This window comes from uncultured Aquimarina sp. (assembly GCF_947492115.1).
Lineage (GTDB): Bacteria > Bacteroidota > Bacteroidia > Flavobacteriales > Flavobacteriaceae > Aquimarina.
The window spans coordinates 254,326-276,640 of the sequence record NZ_CANLMM010000002.1; the positions used below are offsets into that span (position 1 = coordinate 254,326).

Here is a 22,315-nt window from a genome sequence, read left to right on the forward strand (position 1 = left end):
GTTTCTTTATTCGCTAAGTTTATCCTTTTTCTGTTAATCTCAAAATATCACCAAAAACTCCTCTAGCAGTTACAGCTGCTCCCGCTCCTGCTCCCTGAATTACGATCGGTTGATCTCCATAAGATTCTGTGTAAATTTCGAATATAGAGTCGGATCCTTTTACCTGACCTAACGCACTACTTTCTGGTACGGATACTAACGTAACATCTAAAATTCCTTTCTCTTCGAATAAATCACCATGTAAATCACCAATATATCGTAAAACATGGTTAGGCTGCTGCTGGTCTTTTATTTTTTGATAAACAGGGTTTAACTCTTCTATCTTATTCAAAAAACTGCTCGCATCGCCGCCTCGTAAGTTTTCAGGAATCAAATTATGAATATTGATATCTACAAACTCATTACTTAGGTCTAACTCTCTTGCCAAAATCAATAGCTTTCTACCTACATCATTTCCACATAAATCTTCTCTTGGATCTGGCTCTGTAAATCCTTTATCCATTGCCTCCCGTAATACTTCACTGAATACTCTATCCTCCTTAGAAAACGTATTAAACAAATAACTAAGAGATCCAGAAAAAACACCTTTAATTCTGGTAATATTTTCACCTGATAAATGCAGTAGTTTTATAGTATCAATTAAAGGCAAACCTGCACCGACATTAGTTTCGTATAAATATTGTTTCTGATACTGTTCTAATTTACTTCGTAAATCTTTATAAAAATCAAAACTTAAAGTATTCGCAATCTTGTTAGAAGACACGATATCAAAACCATTCTCTACTAACTTCAGGTAATTATCAGTAAACTCCTTGCTTGCTGTATTATCCACTGCAATTAAGTTTTCTAAATGGTATTGGTTGGCAAAATCAATTATATCCTGAATACTATAAGCTATTCCTTCATTTATATTTGATTGCCAATTAGCATCCACTCCTTTTGGATCCAAAAGCACCTTTCTGGAATTTGCTACTGCAAAAATATTAAGGTCGATTTTTTTTCTTTTTTTAATTTTCTCCGCAGACTCTAAAATTTGATTGATTAAGGTTCCTCCAACCAATCCATGACCAAAAATGGCAATATTAATTTTTTTCGTTACTCCGAAAATCTCTCCATGAATTACATTTAAAGCCTTATTAAGCTGCTTTTTATAAACGACCAGACTCACATTATTGCCAGAAACAGTATTATTAAAAAGTAACGGAATAACCTGATTTTTAATGAGTGCATTATATGGTCTATGAAACGTACTTAAATCCTGTCCGATAATAGAAATTACAGAAACCTCATCCTCTACCGTAATCGTATTTACATCTTGTGTCTGAAAATCCACTTCGAATTCTTGTTCCAGGACTTTTTTGGCTTCATCTGCTTTTTCTGAAGCTACCACTAATCCTATCCCTCTTTCTGAAGAACCTTGGGAAATAATACTTACACTTATATTCTTGTAAGCAAGCGCTGTAAATATTCTAGCATCTACTCCTACTTTTCCAAGAAGTCCCCTTCCTTCTAAATTAATTAAAGACACATTTTCTAAAACAGACAAAGATTTAATTCCTTTTTTACTTGCTTCAGAAGTAATTAATGTCCCATTATCATTATGATCAAAGGTGTTTAAAATTCGTAATGGAATATCCTTCTCGATTAAAGGAATAATGGTTTTTGCATGTAAAATATTAGCTCCAAAATAAGCTAATTCATTAGCCTCTGTAAAAGATAGCTTTTCTATTTTTTTGGCATCAGCTACCAGATCTGGGTTCGCTGTATAAATACCATTTACGTGGGTGAAGTTTTGCAACTCCTCTGCATCTAAATAGTTTGCTAATAATGCAGCCGTATAATTACTTCCATTTCTACCCAAAGTAGTTGTTTCATTCTTCGTATTCGAAGCTATAAAACCAGTTACTATATTTACTGTATCTCCGTTATACTTTTTAAAATGATTCACCACATTTTCTTTAGATAACTTCTCTAGCGGTTGTGCTTCTCCAAAGGTAGCATCCGTTTTAATTAAAGCTCTACTATCTGTAAAATTAGCATTTACACCTCTTTCCTGCAGCAGATGGGTAAGCAATTTAGCAGAAATCACTTCTCCTTGAGATAATACTTGATCCTTGATTCTTTTACTATAATCACCTAATAAAGAAACTCCTTCAAATAATTTATCCAAGGTTTCAAATTCTATATCTGCATTGAAATTAGCATACTCTGCCAATTGATATTTTTTGAATGCAGCAAGCTGTTCTTGGTAGCTTTCATTATTTACTGCTTTTTCCAAAATTTCTTCCAACTCATCAGTGGACTTCCCTCTAGCAGAAAGTACAACAGCCAAAGCTTCTCCACTCTTTGCCTTATCTTCTATTATATCTACCACTTTATGGATTCCTTTTCCATTGGCAAGTGATTTTCCTCCAAATTTTAGAATTTTCATTTTCTAATTAATTTTAAAATACATCAGATAACAATTCACCTAGCTGATCAAATTCTATTAAAAAAGCATCATGTCCATGCACTGAATCTATCATGTGATGTGCAATATTTGTTTTCACCTTTTTAAGTTCTTCAAAAGTGGCCATATCTTCACTAGCAGTAAAAAAACCATCTGAATTCACACTTATGATATGAATATCAGATGCTATTGTAGCTACCACATCGCTAAAGCTTCCTCTTCCCTCTGTTATATCGATATTAGCTAGAATATAATTGAGTTGCTTATATGCTGAAAGTGTAAACCGTTCCTTTAATTTTTCTCCATGATGTAACAGCCAACTTTCTACATTATACATCTTCTGTTCATCATTAAAACTTCTATCAAATTTCTGTTTAAAAGATTCCGGAGATCTATAAATCAACATGGCATGTAATCTAGCATCATAAACAGGATTCTTAGAATTCTGCAAAATTTGTAGTTGTACCAAGCAATTTGCTTTTAACCAATCTGTAGATTTCCAATCCGTAGCTACTGGAATTAAATGTTTAATCAGCTTTGGCTCCAATGCTGCTAATTCCCATGCTATTCCCCCACCGACAGACCCACCAATGGCGGCGTACAATGTTTTTATATCTAATTGTTCTAACCCTTCAGCAAAAATCCTGGCGATATCTCTCGCAGTAAACAATTGATAATCGGAAATCAAATTATCTTCATCCCCATCATAACCGTTACCCGGAATATTAAAAGCAATTATTGTATATTTATTGATATCGATACATTTACCAGATCCTATAAGCCCATTCCACCAACCATTTGTTCCACAGACATTAGAATTCCCAGTCAAAGCATGATTTACTAAAACTATAGGAGCTGTATTCAATGGTTTTCCAAACACTTCATAGAACAAAGGAAATTGTGCTACTTTTTGCCCATTTACTGTTATAAAATCCGTTATTTGAACTTTTTGAAGCATAGAATTATGTAACTTCATCTGATATGGCTAACCCTTATTCATCTTCAAAAGAATAAGAATTAACCATCAACCTGATATATGATTCTTAATTAACTTTTTGAGCTACTTTTGCAAAGGCTCCTTTTAAATCTGTTTTTAAATCTTCTACATTTTCTAACCCTACAGAAAGTCTAATCAAATCCTGTGTAACTCCTGTTGATTCTTGCTGTTCTGGAGTAAGCTGTTGATGTGTAGTGCTTGCTGGATGGATAATTAAAGATTTAGAATCTCCAATATTTGCCAATAAAGAGAAAATCTCAGTCTCATTCGCTACAGTTTTAGCAGAATCAAACCCTCCTTTTACACCAAAAGTAATAATACCACTCTGTCCTTTTGGAAGATATTTATTAGCAAGCTCATGATAGGTATCGCTCTCCAATCCTGGATATTTTACCCAAGTCACTTCATCTTGCTCTTGTAACCATTTAGCTAATGCTAATGCATTTTCGCTGTGCTTTTTAATTCTAATCTCAAGTGTTTCTAAACCTTGTAAAATTTGGAATGCGTTAAAAGGACTTAAAGCAGCACCATGATCCCTCAAGCCTTCTATTCTAATTTTAGCAATAAAAGCTGCAGCTCCCAATGTATCATGATATACTAAACCATGATATCCTGCGGAAGGCTCGGTAAATTCTGGAAATTTCCCACTTGACCAATCAAAAGTTCCTGCATCTATGACAACACCTCCAAGAGAAGTTCCATTACCACTGATATATTTTGTTAACGAATGGATTACAATATTGGCACCGTGTTCAATTGGGTTTAATAATGCTGGTGTAGCCACTGTGTTATCCACAATTAAAGGCACTTTGTAAGCTTTTGCTTCTTTAGAAATAGCTTTAAGATCCAGAACATCTAGTTTAGGATTACCCAAGGATTCTACAAAGAATACTCTGGTATTTTCCTGAACGGCATTTTTAAAGTTTTCAGCATCCGAAGGATCCACAAAAGTGGTAGTAATTCCAAATCTTGGTAATGTTACATTTAATAGATTATAGGTTCCTCCATATAGACTACTAGAAGCTACTATATGATCTCCTGATTTAAGAAGCGTAAGTAAGGTAGTATTTATGGCAGCGGTTCCTGATGCAGTAACAACTGCTGCGATACCTCCTTCTAAAGCTGCCAATCGTTGTTCTAAAATATCATTTGTAGGATTATTTAGTCTTGTATAAATAAATCCTGGCTCTGATAAGTTAAATAAATTAGCAGCATGATCTGCATCATTAAAAACGTAAGATGTTGTTTGGTAGATCGGAACTGCTCTGGTTCCGCCGTTAGTTTTAACATCGTGACCTGCGTGTAAAGCTTCTGTTGCAAATTTTTGTGCACTCATAATTTTCTATTTTTAAATTTTAAATAATTGATAAAATTCAAATACATCAGTCACTTAAAGTGGCTGCATAGAAAATTAAAAAGAAAGGAAATAACAATTACAAGAATAGTAATTGCATTGAGTTATCTTTTTCGTCAAATGACGAATAGAATTTAGCACCTTCTTTATGACTAAAGGGTTGCTAAGGTTTCATAGGGTCTATTCCCTCCACCTTTCTTAATAACTTACTAACATGTATAAGAAACTTCGAAGCAAAACTAAGAATTATTTTTCAACTAGAAACAATTTGTCTTAAAAATTATTTTGATCTAAAAAAACACCCTCTAAAAGTTTTTCTTCTTGTAAATAAATTAATGATACGTTAAATACTTTCGAATATTATCATTTTTTTTACCTTTGCCGAATTAATAAAAAAAGGGATAGATTTGACTGATTGCAACCCTAAAGAGCTGACATTGTACTATGACTAGATCAATTCAGTGAATAAATGCTAAAGCAGTTCGATATAATATTATTTCAAATCGAAAGCTTCTTTACTTGCAATCCTTCTTATTTATTATAGTTTATTCTATAAAAACAACAAAAAATGGCGTATTTATTTACTTCAGAAAGTGTATCTGAAGGACATCCGGATAAAGTAGCAGATCAAATTAGTGATGCTTTGTTAGATAATTTCCTAGCTTTTGATAAGGATTCCAAGGTAGCTTGTGAAACTTTAGTAACAACTGGACAAGTAGTTCTTGCTGGAGAGGTAAAATCTAAAACATATCTTGATGTACAACAAATAGCAAGAGAAGTAATTAATGATATAGGATACACTAAAGGAGCATATCAGTTCAGCGGTGATTCTTGTGGTGTTATTTCTTTAATACATGAACAATCGCAGGATATTAACCAAGGAGTAGATAGAGAAACGAAAGAAGAGCAAGGTGCAGGTGATCAAGGAATGATGTTTGGATACGCTACTAAGGAAACGGAAAATTATATGCCGTTGGCTTTAGATATTTCACACAAAATCTTAATCGAACTAGCAAAATTAAGAAGAGAAGGCACTGAAATTCCTTATCTGCGACCAGACTCCAAAAGTCAGGTTACTATAGAGTATAGTGATGACAATGTACCTCAACGTATTGTAGCAATTGTTGTATCTACTCAACACGATGATTTTGATATTGACGATGAAGTGATGCTAGCAAAAATTAAAAATGATATTGTATCTATTTTGATTCCTAGAGTAATCGCTCAACTACCAAAATATGTTCAAGATTTATTTAATGATCAGATCACATATCATATAAATCCAACAGGTAAGTTCGTAATCGGTGGACCACATGGAGATACTGGTCTTACTGGAAGAAAAATCATAGTAGATACCTATGGTGGAAAAGGAGCTCATGGTGGAGGTGCTTTTTCTGGAAAAGACCCTAGTAAAGTAGATCGTTCTGCAGCGTATGCTTCTAGACATATTGCAAAAAACTTAGTAGCAGCAGGCGTAGCTAGTGAAGTATTAGTACAGGTTTCTTATGCTATTGGTGTGGTGGAACCAACTTCGATTTTTGTTGACACCTACGGAACTAGTACTTTAGGTATTACTGATGGAGAAATCGCTGAAAAAGTAGCTAACATTTTTGATATGAGACCGGCTGCTATTGAAGAACGCTTAAAACTACGTAATCCAATTTATAAAGAAACTGCAGCATACGGACATATGGGTAAGCAACCTAAGCTTGTAACAAAAGTATTTGAAAGTCCTTATTCTGGGAAGGTTGAAAAAGAGGTAGAATTATTTACTTGGGAAAAGCTTGATTATGTAGATCAGGTAAAAAAAGTTTTTCAGATATAACTATATCGTAATTTTCACGTAACTTTATAGCCTCCAATACTTTATATATTTGGAATTATATCATTTTTAATTGATCATATTTTCGGATACTATAAGAAGACCTACGAATACTAAATTATTAAAATAAAGGTTATCATTTTAAAATATATTTAGTCTTGATAATCAATTTTTCAAAAAGTATTAAAATGAAAATAAAAATTGCTGTTACTTTTATAATGCTTTGTGTTTTTGGTTTTTCTTTTGGACAAGATTACAAAAACAACACAAAATCAATTAAAGAAGTTGATCTTAAAATTGAAGAAGGTTCTTATAATGAAGACAATTCTGTTTCTGCAGATAGACTTATTATAAAAACTCCAGAGGAGTCCGAATCAGCATCAAAAGATATTTCATCGAGACCATATTCTGATGAAGAATGGGCAGATATCAAAAAGCAGATGCTAACTACTAAACAAAGAATGAAAGACCAGAAAGAAATCTTTGCTTCTAAAATAGTAGATACAGTTTTTGTATTAATTCCACCTACAACAAGTGATAAATCGCAACTATCAGGTTGGTAAAAAAATAATTCATTATAGTTAAAAAAGGATGTCAAGAAGTTGACATCCTTTTTTATTTATACACATAAATTAAAGATGTTCTATAGTGCTAGGGGATAATTCCTGATCAAAAAGGGACATTTTCCCTCTGTTTTGGAATGAGAATAAAAACTAATTTAGCAACTGTAAATCAAGTAATTAAAAACCCATCTATTATGAAATTGAGAATATTATTAACTATCGCTTTGATTTGGTCTGGTCAAAATCTTATTGGACAAGCTACCACTATGGAGAATACAAATACTACATCAACGTATTCTTCTAACACTGAAAATGACAAAAACAAGAAAGCTAACAACAAGAAAGCATTGAAGGATGCTGATAGAGAATGGAGAAAAATAAAAAGAGAAATTAGACGAAATAAAAGAAGAATAGCTAAGAGCAAAGACGGTATTCATAGTTATAAAACTGTAGATACAATATTCGTGGAAATAAAGGTATCAAAAGTCAATACTCAGATCACGGAGTGGTAGTAATCATCTGCTTAATTGACTTCAAAATGAACTTTACTATTAAAAACGGGATTTTACCAAAAAAAGGGGTATTAACCTGTGACTGATATCAAGGTTTTAATGTATTTTTAGAGTAAGATTTATAAAGATAACTTTATCCTATTTGGATACAATAGATTGCCATCTTAACCAAAACTATTGACAGCATTCTTTCTTTTTAAAATCTAAATACGCTTAAAAATATCAAAAACTTAAAACCATACCCATCATGCCGAAATCAAATTATTGTTTAATTGATCCAGACGGTGGCTCTTTAAAAGTTAGAGTAACCGCCAATAACGGAATTAGATCCGGATCAATTTTTGTTCTGTGGGAACTTCAAAACGGGAAATGGGAAAAGAAAGAGAAATTTAATGTTATTACTGGTGATGATGGTGTAGATGAATTTATTCTATTAGAAAAACCGAACGAAATAGAAAATGATTCTCTTGCATGGTCTATCAATGCTTGTTCTTCTATACCAAATGTGTTACGAGGAGAATTTAGTATTACTGTGATACAAGATGGAAAAAATCGATGGACAAAGCAATCATCGCGTCTTGTTCCTAAATGTTCTGATGGAAAACAATTAAAATTTGGGAATCATGTGATTTTCAAACATCTTATCAATGATAACTTTTCAACTTCTGACCTATGGAAAGACACAGAATAAGTTATCTACTACTAATAAGTTTTATTACACTTGTTGGGTATTCGCAAGATTCCGAATTACCTGGTGATAATCAAGGTGCCTACGCTTTTAAGCTGGATTACAATGTTCCTGAGAGTCCTGCTTTCGCGGTGCTAGATGCCAATCCTACAACTATCATGAGAGCTAGTACTCCTCAAGAAATTATTACGCAACTGGCTAGTAATTTTTTAAGCGGTAATGAAGTAAGCCCTGGATTGGCTTTTGATTTCAATCCATATTTCGCTTTTGGTGGCAGACTAAAAAGTGTAAAAGAATACAGAAATAGTTATGGGAAAAGATTTCTTGCAAATCTCCAATTTTCTATCGCTACTATAAATTCTATGGATTTCCCTGACGATTTGTTATTTTCTGGAGGACTAAGAGCTACACTATTTGACAGTAAAGATCTTATATTCGATGAAGAACTAGGAAAAGATATTGATAATGCGCTACTCCCCGATACAGATCCAGGACCTATGAATTCCGATGATGCGGGAACCGTTGTAGATAATCCTGCTCTAAAACAAGCATACATAAATGCAAAAACTCGCTACATGGAAAAAGCTGGAGGTTCTCTAGCCCTAGGATATGCTATTGCTGGTAGAGCAAGAGATAACTCTTTTAAAACCGACAGCATTGTTACCTATAGACATCAAGCTTGGCTTGTAGGTCAATATGATTTCGGTAAAAGTGGAATGAGTATTAATGGAATGATTATGTATCGTTATGAACAAACACCCCAAGCTACGGATAATGACGGATTCATTAGTGGAATTGCACTTAGAAAATATGGACAAAAACTAATTTTATCTGCAGAAGCGTATCATAATAGTATAACAGAAAGTATAGATTTTGGTGGATATGCTGAGGCATATTTAATTCCGAGTATTACTCTTTTTGTATCCCTAAAGAAAGAAACTAACGCAATTACTGGTGACGAAGATGTTATTCTAAAACCAGGAATTAAATGGAATTTTAGTCAAGCAAAAAAATAAAGTATAAAAGACACAAATAATCTAAGTAAAAATTCAATATTGATCCAATACTCATGAAACCGACAATAACCATCTTATACAATGTTGTACTAGCTATTACCTCAGTGTTACTTTTGTATAGTTACTTTTATGTGCTGGTATATGATAAAGATTTTTTTGATGAGGAAGAAAATAAGAAGGCAGACAAACAAGAAGCAATAAATGCAAATAACAATGCTGTGGATTCCTCTACCGTTGCTGTACAACCTATGCCATCGAAACCTATTGAAATAGATACAATCATTAGAGATACTACCAAAGCAGCCATATCTAAAACACGGGTAAATTTAGCAGTTTCTACCGATGCAAAGAAGAATAAACTTACACCAGATGAACAAGAAGAAGAGATCGCGAAAGATGTTGAGCACGTTAATTTTCTAGACATGCTTGTTGTAATGTTTCTAGCAGGAATGCTAGGAGGTGTATTAGCGAATCTAAGAGGTATTTTTGAATTTTACCGAGAAGAACAATCTTTCCCAGATAATTTATTTATTCCCTATCTTATTAGACCTTTAACGGCTGCCATATCTGGATTATTAATCTTTTTTATATCACATCTTATCATTTCTTCTACTGCTAATCCAAGTTATGACAATGAATATATTTCATTTAGAGGAATGGTATCTTTTATGAGTCTTGCTATTATTTCTGGTTTTGCCTCTCAGGAATTTACTGAAAGATTAAAAGCCGCAGCAGGTACGCTATTTGGTATTACTCCTACCGAAACCTCAGGGAAACTAGGCACTCCTGTTAGTCCCGAAGCACCAGATACAGCTCCTGACCCTAGCAATCCAAATGATAATGATGATGTAAGTACAGATATACATTCTAATGAAGACACCTCTGAAACATCCCCAGTAAATATCCCTACAACCCCACCTGCTCCGCAAATGCAACAAAAGATTAGTAAATCGAGATATATGAATCGAGATTAAGTAAGCTTTTTTTTGCTAAACATCCCCTAGAAAATTTTGTCACCGAATCTGTGATAAAATAAAATGTTTGTATAACAAATAACATAAGAAATCATGGGAAAAACACTTCGTGTATGTTTAGCGATGGGAGGAGGAGTTTCATTAGGCTCTTTTTCTGGTGCGGCGTTAACAGAAGCACTAAAATTATTAGTTCTTTATGGTAAAGACAATGACAATAATGACTATGATCAGGTAATCGTAGATGGTATGAGTGGAGCAAGTGCAGGAGCTATTGCTTTAACAATAATGCTTAAATGTCTTATAGATTATCGCTCTATGATTCCATTGGTAAATAACCAGCTTACCGAACAGGATTTATTAAATGAAATTATCAAAGAATACTTCTCCGATGATGTCGCTAAAGCAGAAAAACACAAAAGTAAGTTTGAAACCTTAAAAGCGCTTCAACTAGCACAAAAAATCCAGCATAAACTATGGGTTAAAGAAGTGGATTCTGTAAAACTATATAATAACGAAAATCGCTCTAAAAACCCTATAAAACCCAACGAGTCTTTCTCTTTATTAGACCGAAAATTATTAGAAGATCTTACGAAGAACTATTTAATGACTTCTGATGGAGTTGATGTTTCCAGAAGGCAGTTATTAGATCCTAAGAGAGTCATTTTTGCTTGTTCTCTTACTAACTTATTGCCTATTGAAATTGACTTTTCTAAAGGTAATACCAGTGGAAATTCTGATAAGGATCGATTACAACAGAACTTTTTAAAATCTGTAGGATCAGAAAATCACTCAGAACTGCGAGTTATAGATTTTGTTTTCGATGAAACAGCAATTGAAAAAGACGGCAAAGAAACCGATTCGCGTTGGCTAAAATTTTGCAGTAACCCAAAACCAAACCAGCCCACACACTTCAAAATGACAGACAGGAGTGCGTGGGCTACTATATCGGCTTCAGCACTTGGTTGTGGAGCCTTTCCTATTGCCTTTGAACCCGTGATCTTAAAACGATACAAAGCAGAATTTGGTGATTCCGAAAAGCATACTAGTTGGCCTTCTTCTTTTAGCAAAATACAACAGGAAATCGTAGGTCATCAGCATAAGAACAACAACACCTTTACACAGAACAGCTACTTTGCTGAAGAGAACAACAATACTTTAGATTATGAATCTTTTAATTTCCCATATATCGACGGAGGTACTTTTAATAACGAACCCATTCGAGAAGCTTTTAAAATAGGAACTTTTCAGGATTTTGGACGAATAACAAACAATGAAGAAAGACTAATCCTATTTGTAGATCCTATTGTACGAAAAGAACAATATCATTCTTTTAAAATATCCGCCTTTTCACCAGTAAAAAAATCTGGAAACGAAGTTTCTTTCAAGAAAGAATTGGGCAAGCTCTTTGGCAATGTATCTAGTATATTAGGAGTACTCACCAATCAGGGAAGCATTAAAGAAGAACATAAAATAATTGATATACAAGAAAATTTTGAGCTTAGGAAAACCATCTTCAAATATTTGGACGCTAATACAGATATGAGTCATAACCTAACTGTAGAAATCATTGCAACCGCTTTTAATAAGATTACCAAAAATCTTCAAAATGGCATGATATCTCTAGGAACTCGAGATCCTATGATCTATTTTCTTGCTGAAATTGAAAAAAATTGCAAAGATTCATCTTTAAATCACGAAGCTTGTATCCACTTGGAATTGGATGATCTGGAAAAACTGAAAAAATTAATCGACAATACCATAGCAACATCTAAATCCTTAGATATTGCAACCGTATATAACACTCTAAAACTTACTAAAAAAGAGAATCAAAACGTATTTGCGCAGACCGTTTTTAAAGTGATCGCTGATTTTGCACTAAATACGGATGGTAAAAATGAGAATGCATATCGTGCTGCCATACTTCCGATTAACAAAACTCTTAATACGATAGAACTCCCTGGAAGTGAAATTGAAGCTTTTGGTGGGTTTGCCTCAGAGAAAGCAAGAAACTATTCCTTTGCCTTTGCACGTTTAAGTACTTTAATATCTTTAAAAGAAAGTTTAGGCGGCTTTAGACCCAACAGACCTTTTATTGCAAGCGATAACTTCCTGAATTTTGAAAAAAAACTCACCGATCAAATCGAAGAAATTGACTTTTTTAATAATAAGGGTACTTATGCAGCAGCATTAGAACAAAACCTTTTCAATCCTTCTGTTACACGATTAAAAGGAGTACTATTAAGTAATAAATATTTGAAATTTATTCTATTAAAAATACCGTTCGTAGCAACATCATTATTAGGTACTCTAGCAATGCCTATTGTATCCGCTGGATTGTTTGTTTCTTCGATTTTTAAAAAATCACCTTGGCGAGGATCAAATATTTTAAAAAATCTTATACGTAAAGGAGTTGATCAAATAAATTATATGCCCTTGGAACCGGTTACTATTTCTATTCTTAGTGATATACAGCTCAATAAAAAACTTATGTTTCGTTGTGCAGATGATACTATAAAAAAAGGAAAGGCTGTTGAGCATATTATTAAAATTTCAGGAAACAAAAAGAGGTATCAGTACTATTTCCAAGTATCACTTTTAGAATATATAAAACAGCAAAATATCTTAAGAACCAATGCCACTTCACAAAACGCAGATTTCCTAAAAATAGACTCCATCGAAATCGATCGACTTGGTTTATCACTATCAGACAAGGTACAAATGCCCAACGACATTGATGGTAATTTATATCCAAAACGAAAACGTATTGCTATCGAAAATAACTATAAAGATATTATCATAGAAATGCGATTGGATAAATTCAATCTTCCATTGATAAAACCATCTATTAATGATGAAAATACCTCTTTACATTATTCACTAAAAAACATTAATTATCATGTAAATCCATTATTAGAAATTGATTTACAAAAACTATCAAATGGACAAGAAGGATGGTATTTTAAAGAACAAACCGAATCTTTAGACAAAAAATTACTACGAGAATAGTATATTACTAATCTAACCGTATTATAAATCATCAAAAACCACGTCTCGGTGTGGTTTTTGATGATTTTCTTACAAAATATATCAATTATGAAAACTGATACTTATACCAAAGTAGTTCTTACCATTATCGCCATTGCCTTATCTATAATTGTAATCAAAGACATCAATATTATCCCGAAAGCATATGCTAGCGAATCTTCCACACCATTAAATTATGGACTAGTACCTCTTAATGATGACGGAACCATTACTGTAAAGCTAGATACATCCGATGAAATTGATGTAAACATCAAAGGAGTAAGCACTTATGATCAATTGCGAGTAGATATTAATAAAATAAGTACAAGCGAAGAGCTAAATGTCAATCTAGATGAAGTTGGAGGAAGCTACGTTTCTAGCGGAGGTCCTATTAAAGTAAAACTTCAGAATTAAATTATAATCCTGCTGCTGCAGATGTTATTTTATCCAGTGCTCCACTTATTTTAGTAAGTACCTCGTCTTTCTGTTCTATTCCATGACGTTGTCGTAGGTATTGAGGGTCGTTATAGGATATCTGTACAATACCATGATCATCTTGCGATACTAATATTTTCTGCGGAAGATCTAGTCCAGTAGATTGCGCACTCTGCATCAGAGGCGTGCCTAGTTTTGGATTGCCAAACATGATAATTTTTGTTGGATTTAGAGTTAAGCCCACAGACGCAGCATTTGCCTGATGATCTAATTGTGCGATAATCTTAAGGTTAGGATTATTTTCTATGATATCTACTAATTTTGAATAGGTTTTATCGAAACTTTGAGTGCTTTTCTTAATAATTAAACCTTGTTTTGAAGTGATTTCCATACGTTCTTCTTCTATATTTTTGGTAGTATTAGACGTATCTTTTGTTGCTTGATTACACGAAAACAACATGAAAGCACAAAGCGTAAAAATGATCGATTGTTTCATCTGCTTATATTTTATTTTTTCTTCAATTATCAGATGGAATTTGCTAACAATCATTTCCATAGCATTCTGATTTTAATATAAAGGTTGATTAGGATTACCTTTATAGTCGCAATCATTTGCATTTACATACCAAGTCATTTTTACATCTTCTATAAATTCATCACTTTTATCTATATCATGATGATCTTGGTATACCTGAGTCATTTCTCCTGTGGTTCCAAGTACAGAATGCCAATAATGAGTCTTTACAAGATTTATTTTAGGACGCTCTCGAGAAGGCGCTTGTCCCATAATTCGGTCCAGTTGCGCAAATACATGGCCTTCAGAAATCGTTAAAAATTGTGCTTCTGCAGTATGTTCTACTTCAAAAGTTCTACGCAAACGATCTTTTTTGTATTCATTTTTTATTCCCCAACCCACACGAACAACACATCCTTGTCGAACGGCTTTTTTTAGGTCATTAATATTTCCTGATAGAGGATTTCCTTGATCGTCATTGATATACACGACTTGCCATCCCTTTAATTCATTTGTAGGTTCTTCTTGTTGTTTTCCCCGATTACAAGAGCTACATATTACTACCAGAAATAATACTACGATATTTCTAAGCATTCCTTACTTTTTATACTAAGATACTAGAAAACCAAAACATTTTCTAATTTGTGAGGAGATTAACATATTGTTAAAACAGAATTGGTCCAATTATAATTTTATTATAACTCTCAATGATCAAAGTTTCTAAAAAATCATTTTGACGAAAATATTGACTATATCAAACTTGTTTTCTTTATTAGCTTACAAAGACTACATACCCTTTCTAAAAGATTCAGATCTAAGTTTGAATTCGATTATTTTTATTCGTTGATATATCGAAAATGTAATTTATAAACGAAGAAGTTATGCTAAGAATAATTCTGAATAAAAGGTTGTATTTAGTTCTACAAGTTATTTTTTACTCCATTTATAGAAAACCTTTCTAAGCTTTTGATTCTAACTTTTCTGACTTCTTTTTCTGTAAATTCTCAACAAATAGTTTAGCTTTCCGATACCAATATCCAATTCGTCAATTGATATTTTTTCGTTCCTATTATGATAATCATATATTAGATAGTCACCACTGCTATCGTTATAAAATCTAGCTTTAGGAACTATCTCCTCATTTTTAATAGCCGACCAACTTCTAAATTTCCCTTTATTATCAGTAATCCCTTTGTCAGAAATAATAAGTTGAGGTCTTTGGTCTTTATATAATTTTAAATTTCTATGAATTCCTATAGCTGCTCCTATAAAAAGTGCAATTGCAAGAAAATAATTTATTTTAAAAAAAACATAAATACCAAAACAAATAAGCAAAACACAAAAGATAATTATAAATAGACTGCGCGATCTTGAAAAATAAATAACGGTCTTTTCCGGTGCTTTTTTATTTTCTTCAAACGAACTTCCTAACATGTTTTTGAAAATAAATTTATGATATGTATCTCTTTTAACTTAATAGAATAGATGCTACTCCAAGTACTAAAAAAATGGGATATCCTATAATGGAAACAAAATATTTATAATCTCTTTTTTCTTTTTTTGTTATACTCAATACCGTTAGAACTGCTCCAGCTACAAATAACAAATTAGTAAGACCTCCTAAAATAAATAGCATCGTACCTGTATTGTTTTCTGGTTTTTCATAACCTTCTATAGTAATGGGCAAATTAACATGTGTAGCCACCATATAGGCAACCAATATATTGAGCAACAGAAGATATATCAAAAATCGAAAGGACCAAGTCCTATAGTTAGTGCTTTTCTTGGTGGTTATTTGTTTTGTATCCATAAAATGTATTTTAGATAAAGCTATTGAATAGAATGCTTTTCTACTTTTATTTTCACAAATTCGATGATTTGCTCAAAATCTTCTATACCTACTTCCTCTATACCGATAATATAAGAAGCCTTGTTCCCAGAATTCATATCTAGAAACAAATTGTTTTTTATGACCCTTGCATTCTTAAATGCTTCCCAATTAATCTTAGTTTCAAATTTATAATCCTTATACCTTAAATAATTCTCTGTAAACTCAAAGATACTACACCCATTAGCTTTTATATATCCCTCAACTTCTTCTTTAACAATATCAAAGTAATATGATTTATTCTTTTTGTAATGAAAATAATAGTTAAGATAATTAATCAAATAAAAGAAACCTATAGCAAGAAAAACATGACCAAGATTATTTCCTCCATACACAATGAGACCTCCTAATATAAATATGGGAATCATCCAGAACAGCGTTCTATGATTCTTCCTAAAATTCTTCTCCCAAACTAAATCAAAATTTAAGGTCAATTGCTTTACGAATATTTTTTCATTAAATGGAAGCTCAAATTTCATTATATACTCATATTTTCAACAGTACTACACCTTATATTATATAAGTATCATAATGACGAGATATGTTACCCATAATAAGTACACTTTTTATCACATCAATTCACCTAACTCTTTAGCCTCTGATTCCAGATATTCTTTTGTACGATAACAATGAACTGTCCAAAAAGTATTCTTACGTTCATATTCAATATATTTTCGTTTTGCCTGAAATTCTAAATACATATAACCCCTTGAGGATCCATATATCAAATATTCTTTTCCCACCTCAAATTCCGTATAACCACAATCCTCTCTAGTATTAGGTGTATAAATGGTTAGTATACTTGTTTTAGATCTTCCTTTAAATTCTTTTATAATTTCTACCTCAATTTTTAGGATTCCCTTAGCCTTTAAACTCCTTAATTTACGGTAATTATTTTCATATACCTGTTTTAATGAATCTCGCCTTTGTGGATTCATTGTGCTCTCTAACGTAACTAAAGTTTTTCGCAACACTTTACCATATACAATAGACTCATGGTATTTATAGGCTTGTTTTACTGTTTTTACTTTTTTACAAGTACATGCATAAGAAGCATTCCAACCTAAGATTAGAAATAGTAGTACAATTAATTTTGTCTTCATACGGATTGTTAAAACTTAGAGGGTTTTATTCAATTTTATTTTAGAAAAAACGAAATTACTAATACACTATATGACAAACAGCTTATTTTCTTACATTTTTTCACTTTTTAAATTATTTGAAAACAAATTGTTATACGTGTATGAGGAAAAGTTCTGATCCATCGACTAAAATGAGAAGAAACTGTTTTCGAAAAGGATAAATTCTTTCTTATTATGAAAACTTAAAAAAGCTTGTTTAACTATTAGCTCTATCTTTTTAGAAGCATGACTTCTACTACCTTCATCACTTTTTTTTTAGTAATACAGTTAAAAGCACCTATAATATTAACCGTTAGGAACAATACCTTGATATTTTTCTAAGACTATATTTTGGCATAATTTCTTTCTATTTCTAATAATAGACACAACATCTTAATTCTATATTTTACAATTATATACCCCTATTCACTAACAAGTTTAAAAAACTTAAATTCCCTCTGGCAGTTTTTTAAATCACCAATATTCAAAGATTCGAGAAATTTTTCCGTTCTTAAATTCAAAAAGCGTCATTTCTGGCTTTCCCTTTTTAATCTCACCATCTTTATTTTCAACAAATCTCTTTTGGGTAACTACAGCATTAAGTCCAATAATTTTATTTATGGTTTCTATATCTTCTATAGTTCCTAAATATCTCCCACTTTTTTGATTCTTAAGGTATCCGTCATAGAGTTTTTGGCGTGTATACGTACCACCATATTTTGGATGTACATAGGTGAAATCCTCGGTAAAAAGCTCGAATACATTATCAATATCTTTTGGAGTCGAATTGGCCTGAAAAATTTTAACGTTTAATTCATAGTATTTTTTCACTACCGCATCCAAGGAATCTTTATGAGCTTTTGTAGCCTCCTGACTATGCATAGCGCTTGTAACCAATAAGAAAAGTATCAATTGAAATATGGAAGTTGCTTTTGAAATCATCTAAAAAACACATTTAATGTTATATACCCAAATGTATACGGACGATCCAAAACAATACGTTAATACCGAGTTAATTGTAACTTACTTAACTATTTAAAGGATCTTACCCTCTGATGTATTGAGAAGCTAAGAAATAAAAAGTTACTAACTAAAGTTTTCGCCGATACGCTTTGATATAGTTTCTTTTCTTTTTTTCATTGCCAAAAAAAGAAACAAAAAAGTCTAGACTTACAAAAAGAACCTAAGAAAATACTACACCACCCACATCCAAGAATGAAAAAAACTAACTACCGCTCAAACAGTTTTTCATCCCCAAGCCCTCGCTGCTGGTTTGATTTTCAAATTTCTTTTTGATAGGCCACTCCCATCCTATCTTATTGATTTAAAATTAGTGAAAAGATTTCAAAGCACTGCTTTGAAACGTTGCATTAATTCATATAGCAAGATGTATTACTCAATCTTAAGAACTTAGTTCTTTTTTGGAGGTAATTCGACTTGTCCGTCTGGATGGATTCTGCAAATCACCTTGCTTTTTTGATCTACTATATTCAGTACAAATACAATAGGACCTTCTTTAGGAATATTAAAAAATGCCTCGCTTGTTGCTACAGATTGTAAACTTTCCAACACTGCTTCACCTGCTTTTTGCAAACATTCACTAATAAATTCTTCATCATCATCTTCGAAATATTCTCCATCTGTATCCAATGGAAAAAATGGTTCTAAATTAAATCCTCCACAGGCATCAAAGACTTCCCCTTCGGAACCACCACCATACCCCATAAACTCTAAGTCTGGCGGTGATGTAATTTCTCCTTGAGCCGAAAAAATAATTTTTGCCACTGGTCGTACCGGATCATAACCAGTATACTTTGAGTTCGCATAAAACTCAAAAGACTCTAAAAGGTCTGCTTTTATCTGATCTGTAATTTGGTTGTTCATTTTTAGTTGCTAAATTATATCTTTATCATAATCTCCTCTACCCCGTTTTCCGTGAAGTAGACATAAAGTTTTCACTTTATCAAAAACTGCAATGCTTTAGAAGTCTTACTTGGTATGAATTCTATCAACTCATAATTAGCTAAGTCATTTTTATGGAAAGGGTCTTTAGATATAATATTTTCCAATTCGGATTTAGATGCTACATTGGACAAAATAATTCCACCTGTTCTCGGAACTTTTCGACCAGACGCTAAGAAATTTCCTAACGCATATTGTTCGTTGAGAAACTCGACATGATCATTCAAAAATTGGTCTACTTTTTTGAGTTCCACGATATAGGTAAGATTAATAATAAACATTTCCTATCTATTTAGTTATACAGTACATTTCTATAGATATTTAAGTACAAAATTCGACACTAAAGCAGAAGTTAATACCTCCAACTTTTTAAATCTGCATCTTTGGGAGCCACTTTGGCAACTTTCTCGACATATTTTTTAATAAACATGCGATGGTATCGTAATCTACTGATATGATTACCATTTTCGTGATCGCCATTCCAGCAATGTTCGGCTCTATCTCCATAATCTACAACCCCATTATAATAAGGAGCGGTTGTTTCTGATAAGATTTCCTCGGCTAGATATACCGCATTATTGAGATAATAATTATCCATATCCCCGCAGTACAAATGAATTTTATTCTCCCAATCTTTACCGTGTTTTGCCCAATCTCGTTTCAGAATATACGCCAGATCAAAGTTCTCTTTCCAATACGCAGCAACTTCAGCATCGATTTCACCAGTAAGACGATCCCAGATTCTTTTCGGATAGCCTTCCTCATCTATTGGCGAATAGGTAGCTTCCCAAATATCCCATTGCTGTCCTGATCTACCTTTAGTTCCTAATACCAGTTCTCGATAATTCATATCACGAAGACTTGCATCTACATTACCCAAATAATCACGATGACCGGGCACTAATGTTTTTCTGAAAACACCTTCTTTATAATATGCATTTTTGTCTTCATAGATATTTACCAAACAATACGCTCTAAAATCGATAGGATCTGGACAAGCAGCAAAACACATTCCATATTCTTTAGGATATTTTACCTGTACCGCCAGCGATTCCCATCCTCCTGTACTTCCGCCGTACACAAATCGAGACCAACCTTCTCCGATTCCTCTAAACTGTTTTTCGATATGTGGGATCAATTCGTAGGTAATCGCATCTCCATAAGGTCCTTGTGCTTCGCTATTCACCGCATACGAATCGTCATAATACGGTGTAGGATGTTGTATTTTAATAGCAATAACTCTAGGAAAATCAGGACCTGTCCAGGTTTTATAAAAATCATAGGCTTCTTGCTGTACCATCACATTATAGCCTTCGACATCAAAACGCTCGCTATATTCTGGTTTTAAATCAGCATCGGGAGGAGTCATTCGAAATCCTCCAAAATCATTCGGAAAATGCCCGTGCATAATCGCCAATGGATATTTTACATCAGGATGTGTTTCCCATCCTTCAGGTAACAATACATGTGCTCCCAAATACATATCTCTACCCCAAAACTCACTTAATAATTTGCTCTTAATTTTTATATGTTTTACATACTTGGTATCCTCTGGTGCTTTGATTGGAGGTATCTTTTGATCCAACTGTATACTAATTGCAGGAAATTGCCCATCGGTAATCGTAATTTTCTGAGGAGTGGAATAGAGATTCCCTGGCGCTTTGTTCCATTGCTGTCCTTCTCCTCTATCCATTGGTAATTTAACCGTATGACCATCTGCCCTGTTAAAAGTTTCGTATTTATGAAATAATACTTGCACATAAAACTCTCCAGACGGTAATTCTGCAAAGCTACGAATTGGATATCCAAAAGCTTTCGTATCAAAAGACATTGGTTCACCTGCTTTCCAATTATTCACATCCATCCCAAAAGCTTGACAGGTTTTAGAATCATCTCTTAGCTGAAATCGAGGCTCTTTTTCTATCTGTTCTGAAATCAAAACAATTAGCCTACCGTCCAATGCCTCTTCATACTGTTCTGAAGTAAAGGAAACCTGAATCTCTGCGGTAGCACTATCAATATTGTTATTATTAGTAGTGCACGAGAAAAAAAATGAGATACTAAACAAAATAGCTACCCAAAATACATTTGGATACACGCGGTGAGTTTTTTTCATGTTGTTGATGGTTTATGAGATGATGATTTTAGTGATCTTAGATATGTTTATATAAACACTTTTTAAAGAAACGTAAATTTCTTTTGATTCAAAAAATCTCAATACATTTTCTTCCTTTACATGTCAAAAAATACTCAACCCAACTGACCTTTATCTTTTAAATGTGTGAGGAGATCAATATGCTACCTAAACTGTATACTCATGATAAAATAATGAGGGATTTTAAAACGTTTCCCCAATTCGTCTGTAGCAATATCACACTGCACTACTTCGCAATAGGAACTAGAACCATCTTTATGAACTGTTGGAGTGATTATAGCCAATACAGGATGTTTCTTTTCTAAGTCTATAGTTGTGGTTTCTTTACTTCCTAAAAAATCCTTAAGCGTATAGATGTCTGCATTGCCCTTGAGATCATAATACATTTTTTTACTTCTAAATCTATTCCCATGCATTTGTACTTTAAGTTTTCCTTGATCTAGCTTTGCATAAAAGCTTAATGTTTCCTTCTCTGATTTTATATTGAAAATATCAGATTCTCTTCCGTCAAAAAGTATTTCTCTGGAACTTTCTTTACCATTGATATACTCAATAATTTCGATACTATATGATTTACCTTTAATAGGCTTCCCTTCAAAAATAAGTTTATCCAAAAAGAGATTTTCAAAGTTAACCAGTCCTTGCAGATCCTTATTTTCAAATCCTGGTTCAATCGTCATAGTGGCTGTTTCCTGAGTAAAACCAACTATTGAAACTCCTAAAAATAGAAGTAATGTGCATGCTTGTAAATTCATGATTTTGTGTTTTTTGATGATGATATTAATGATGATATACATATACGAAGTACTATGGGAAATTGATAACCCATAGCACAACATAT

The 22,315-nt window shown here is 32.8% G+C and carries 22 protein-coding genes and 1 riboswitch; of the genes, 8 read left to right on the forward strand and 14 right to left on the reverse strand.

Annotated elements, in window-relative coordinates; all coding sequences use genetic code 11:
• Nucleotides 1-19: 19 nt before the first annotated feature.
• From thrA to Q1A73_RS06525, 3 genes are all read right to left on the reverse strand, one after another.
• On the reverse strand, nucleotides 20-2,431 hold the full coding sequence (gene thrA / locus Q1A73_RS06515) for a bifunctional aspartate kinase/homoserine dehydrogenase I (RefSeq protein WP_299603160.1): 2,412 nt from the start codon (nucleotides 2,429-2,431) through the stop codon (nucleotides 20-22).
• Nucleotides 2,432-2,444: 13 nt separating this feature from the next.
• Nucleotides 2,445-3,425 (reverse strand): alpha/beta fold hydrolase, encoded by a 981-nt coding sequence (locus Q1A73_RS06520; protein WP_299603163.1) that lies wholly within the window; start codon nucleotides 3,423-3,425, stop codon nucleotides 2,445-2,447.
• Nucleotides 3,426-3,492: 67 nt separating this feature from the next.
• Nucleotides 3,493-4,782, reverse strand: coding sequence for an O-acetylhomoserine aminocarboxypropyltransferase/cysteine synthase family protein (locus Q1A73_RS06525; protein WP_299603165.1), 1,290 nt, complete (start codon nucleotides 4,780-4,782; stop codon nucleotides 3,493-3,495).
• A 119-nt stretch (nucleotides 4,783-4,901) separates the two neighbouring features.
• Nucleotides 4,902-5,008, reverse strand: a riboswitch (SAM riboswitch).
• A gap of 360 nt (nucleotides 5,009-5,368) precedes the next feature.
• On the opposite strand from Q1A73_RS06525, the gene metK reads away from it, so the two are divergent.
• The 8 genes from metK to Q1A73_RS06565 all read left to right on the forward strand — a co-directional run bounded on the left by metK (nucleotide 5,369) and on the right by Q1A73_RS06565 (nucleotide 13,813).
• Entirely contained in the window at nucleotides 5,369-6,625 is a 1,257-nt protein-coding gene (gene metK, locus Q1A73_RS06530) for a methionine adenosyltransferase (protein WP_299603168.1), read from the forward strand.
• A 185-nt stretch (nucleotides 6,626-6,810) separates the two neighbouring features.
• Nucleotides 6,811-7,185, forward strand: coding sequence for a hypothetical protein (locus Q1A73_RS06535; RefSeq protein WP_299603171.1), 375 nt, complete (start codon nucleotides 6,811-6,813; stop codon nucleotides 7,183-7,185).
• 194 nt (nucleotides 7,186-7,379) lie between these two features.
• Nucleotides 7,380-7,697: a hypothetical protein gene (locus Q1A73_RS06540; RefSeq protein ID WP_299603173.1), complete on the forward strand. Its 318-nt coding sequence runs from the start codon at nucleotides 7,380-7,382 to the stop codon at nucleotides 7,695-7,697.
• Nucleotides 7,698-7,944: 247 nt separating this feature from the next.
• Nucleotides 7,945-8,388 carry a hypothetical protein gene (locus tag Q1A73_RS06545; protein WP_299603176.1) on the forward strand — a complete coding sequence of 148 codons (444 nt, stop codon included), beginning with the start codon at nucleotides 7,945-7,947 and terminating at the stop codon, nucleotides 8,386-8,388.
• A complete protein-coding gene (locus Q1A73_RS06550) occupies nucleotides 8,370-9,401 on the forward strand; it encodes a hypothetical protein (protein WP_299603179.1) in 1,032 nt (343 codons plus the stop codon). The genes Q1A73_RS06545 and Q1A73_RS06550 overlap by 19 nt, the downstream gene beginning before the upstream one ends.
• 53 nt (nucleotides 9,402-9,454) lie before the next feature.
• Entirely contained in the window at nucleotides 9,455-10,375 is a 921-nt protein-coding gene (locus Q1A73_RS06555) for a hypothetical protein (protein WP_299603182.1), read from the forward strand.
• A 93-nt stretch (nucleotides 10,376-10,468) separates the two neighbouring features.
• Nucleotides 10,469-13,381: a patatin-like phospholipase family protein gene (locus Q1A73_RS06560; protein WP_299603184.1), complete on the forward strand. Its 2,913-nt coding sequence runs from the start codon at nucleotides 10,469-10,471 to the stop codon at nucleotides 13,379-13,381.
• An 87-nt stretch (nucleotides 13,382-13,468) separates the two neighbouring features.
• A complete protein-coding gene (locus Q1A73_RS06565) occupies nucleotides 13,469-13,813 on the forward strand; it encodes a hypothetical protein (RefSeq protein ID WP_299603187.1) in 345 nt (114 codons plus the stop codon).
• A gap of 1 nt (nucleotide 13,814) precedes the next feature.
• On the opposite strand, the gene Q1A73_RS06570 is transcribed toward Q1A73_RS06565, so the two are convergent.
• The 11 genes from Q1A73_RS06570 to Q1A73_RS06620 form a co-directional block, all read right to left on the reverse strand.
• Nucleotides 13,815-14,330, reverse strand: a complete 516-nt coding sequence (locus Q1A73_RS06570) for a DUF302 domain-containing protein (RefSeq protein WP_299603190.1) — start codon at nucleotides 14,328-14,330, stop codon at nucleotides 13,815-13,817.
• 72 nt (nucleotides 14,331-14,402) lie between these two features.
• Nucleotides 14,403-14,942: a hypothetical protein gene (locus Q1A73_RS06575; protein WP_299603193.1), complete on the reverse strand. Its 540-nt coding sequence runs from the start codon at nucleotides 14,940-14,942 to the stop codon at nucleotides 14,403-14,405.
• Between the two features lie 378 nt (nucleotides 14,943-15,320).
• Complete coding sequence (locus Q1A73_RS06580) at nucleotides 15,321-15,782, reverse strand: hypothetical protein (protein WP_299603196.1); 462 nt, start codon at nucleotides 15,780-15,782, stop codon at nucleotides 15,321-15,323.
• 34 nt (nucleotides 15,783-15,816) lie between these two features.
• Complete coding sequence (locus Q1A73_RS06585) at nucleotides 15,817-16,158, reverse strand: hypothetical protein (RefSeq protein ID WP_299603199.1); 342 nt, start codon at nucleotides 16,156-16,158, stop codon at nucleotides 15,817-15,819.
• A 20-nt stretch (nucleotides 16,159-16,178) separates the two neighbouring features.
• Nucleotides 16,179-16,715 (reverse strand): hypothetical protein, encoded by a 537-nt coding sequence (locus Q1A73_RS06590; RefSeq protein WP_299603202.1) that lies wholly within the window; start codon nucleotides 16,713-16,715, stop codon nucleotides 16,179-16,181.
• 90 nt (nucleotides 16,716-16,805) lie between these two features.
• Entirely contained in the window at nucleotides 16,806-17,339 is a 534-nt protein-coding gene (locus Q1A73_RS06595; RefSeq protein ID WP_299603204.1) for a hypothetical protein, read from the reverse strand.
• A 492-nt stretch (nucleotides 17,340-17,831) separates the two neighbouring features.
• The gene (locus Q1A73_RS06600; RefSeq protein WP_299603206.1) at nucleotides 17,832-18,299 is read right to left on the reverse strand and encodes a nuclear transport factor 2 family protein; all 468 of its coding nucleotides are present in this window, start codon (nucleotides 18,297-18,299) and stop codon (nucleotides 17,832-17,834) included.
• 468 nt (nucleotides 18,300-18,767) lie between these two features.
• Nucleotides 18,768-19,241, reverse strand: a complete 474-nt coding sequence (locus Q1A73_RS06605) for a hypothetical protein (RefSeq protein WP_299603208.1) — start codon at nucleotides 19,239-19,241, stop codon at nucleotides 18,768-18,770.
• 71 nt (nucleotides 19,242-19,312) lie between these two features.
• Nucleotides 19,313-19,600: a YciI family protein gene (locus Q1A73_RS06610; RefSeq protein ID WP_299603211.1), complete on the reverse strand. Its 288-nt coding sequence runs from the start codon at nucleotides 19,598-19,600 to the stop codon at nucleotides 19,313-19,315.
• A gap of 71 nt (nucleotides 19,601-19,671) precedes the next feature.
• On the reverse strand, nucleotides 19,672-21,435 hold the full coding sequence (locus tag Q1A73_RS06615; RefSeq protein WP_299603214.1) for an alpha/beta hydrolase-fold protein: 1,764 nt from the start codon (nucleotides 21,433-21,435) through the stop codon (nucleotides 19,672-19,674).
• Between the two features lie 182 nt (nucleotides 21,436-21,617).
• On the reverse strand, nucleotides 21,618-22,229 hold the full coding sequence (locus Q1A73_RS06620; protein WP_299603217.1) for a hypothetical protein: 612 nt from the start codon (nucleotides 22,227-22,229) through the stop codon (nucleotides 21,618-21,620).
• Nucleotides 22,230-22,315: the final 86 nt, after the last annotated feature.

Bases quoted from the DNA above. Each gene is read 5' to 3' on its own strand.
- Q1A73_RS06620 (WP_299603217.1), bottom strand. From the start codon at position 22,229: ATGAATTTACAAGCATGCACATTACTTCTATTTTTAGGAGTTTCAATA.
- metK (WP_299603168.1), top strand. From the start codon at position 5,369: ATGGCGTATTTATTTACTTCAGAAAGTGTATCTGAAGGACATCCGGAT.
- Q1A73_RS06610 (WP_299603211.1), bottom strand. From the start codon at position 19,600: ATGTTTATTATTAATCTTACCTATATCGTGGAACTCAAAAAAGTAGAC.
- Q1A73_RS06605 (WP_299603208.1), bottom strand. From the start codon at position 19,241: ATGAACAACCAAATTACAGATCAGATAAAAGCAGACCTTTTAGAGTCT.
- Q1A73_RS06560 (WP_299603184.1), top strand. From the start codon at position 10,469: ATGGGAAAAACACTTCGTGTATGTTTAGCGATGGGAGGAGGAGTTTCA.
- Q1A73_RS06590 (WP_299603202.1), bottom strand. From the start codon at position 16,715: ATGAAATTTGAGCTTCCATTTAATGAAAAAATATTCGTAAAGCAATTG.
- Q1A73_RS06550 (WP_299603179.1), top strand. From the start codon at position 8,370: ATGGAAAGACACAGAATAAGTTATCTACTACTAATAAGTTTTATTACA.
- Q1A73_RS06585 (WP_299603199.1), bottom strand. From the start codon at position 16,158: ATGGATACAAAACAAATAACCACCAAGAAAAGCACTAACTATAGGACT.
- Q1A73_RS06615 (WP_299603214.1), bottom strand. From the start codon at position 21,435: ATGAAAAAAACTCACCGCGTGTATCCAAATGTATTTTGGGTAGCTATT.
- Q1A73_RS06565 (WP_299603187.1), top strand. From the start codon at position 13,469: ATGAAAACTGATACTTATACCAAAGTAGTTCTTACCATTATCGCCATT.
- Q1A73_RS06545 (WP_299603176.1), top strand. From the start codon at position 7,945: ATGCCGAAATCAAATTATTGTTTAATTGATCCAGACGGTGGCTCTTTA.
- Q1A73_RS06540 (WP_299603173.1), top strand. From the start codon at position 7,380: ATGAAATTGAGAATATTATTAACTATCGCTTTGATTTGGTCTGGTCAA.
- Q1A73_RS06595 (WP_299603204.1), bottom strand. From the start codon at position 17,339: ATGAAGACAAAATTAATTGTACTACTATTTCTAATCTTAGGTTGGAAT.
- Q1A73_RS06525 (WP_299603165.1), bottom strand. From the start codon at position 4,782: ATGAGTGCACAAAAATTTGCAACAGAAGCTTTACACGCAGGTCACGAT.
- Q1A73_RS06520 (WP_299603163.1), bottom strand. From the start codon at position 3,425: ATGAAGTTACATAATTCTATGCTTCAAAAAGTTCAAATAACGGATTTT.
- Q1A73_RS06575 (WP_299603193.1), bottom strand. From the start codon at position 14,942: ATGCTTAGAAATATCGTAGTATTATTTCTGGTAGTAATATGTAGCTCT.
- Q1A73_RS06600 (WP_299603206.1), bottom strand. From the start codon at position 18,299: ATGATTTCAAAAGCAACTTCCATATTTCAATTGATACTTTTCTTATTG.
- Q1A73_RS06570 (WP_299603190.1), bottom strand. From the start codon at position 14,330: ATGAAACAATCGATCATTTTTACGCTTTGTGCTTTCATGTTGTTTTCG.
- Q1A73_RS06580 (WP_299603196.1), bottom strand. From the start codon at position 15,782: ATGTTAGGAAGTTCGTTTGAAGAAAATAAAAAAGCACCGGAAAAGACC.
- Q1A73_RS06555 (WP_299603182.1), top strand. From the start codon at position 9,455: ATGAAACCGACAATAACCATCTTATACAATGTTGTACTAGCTATTACC.
- thrA (WP_299603160.1), bottom strand. From the start codon at position 2,431: ATGAAAATTCTAAAATTTGGAGGAAAATCACTTGCCAATGGAAAAGGA.
- Q1A73_RS06535 (WP_299603171.1), top strand. From the start codon at position 6,811: ATGAAAATAAAAATTGCTGTTACTTTTATAATGCTTTGTGTTTTTGGT.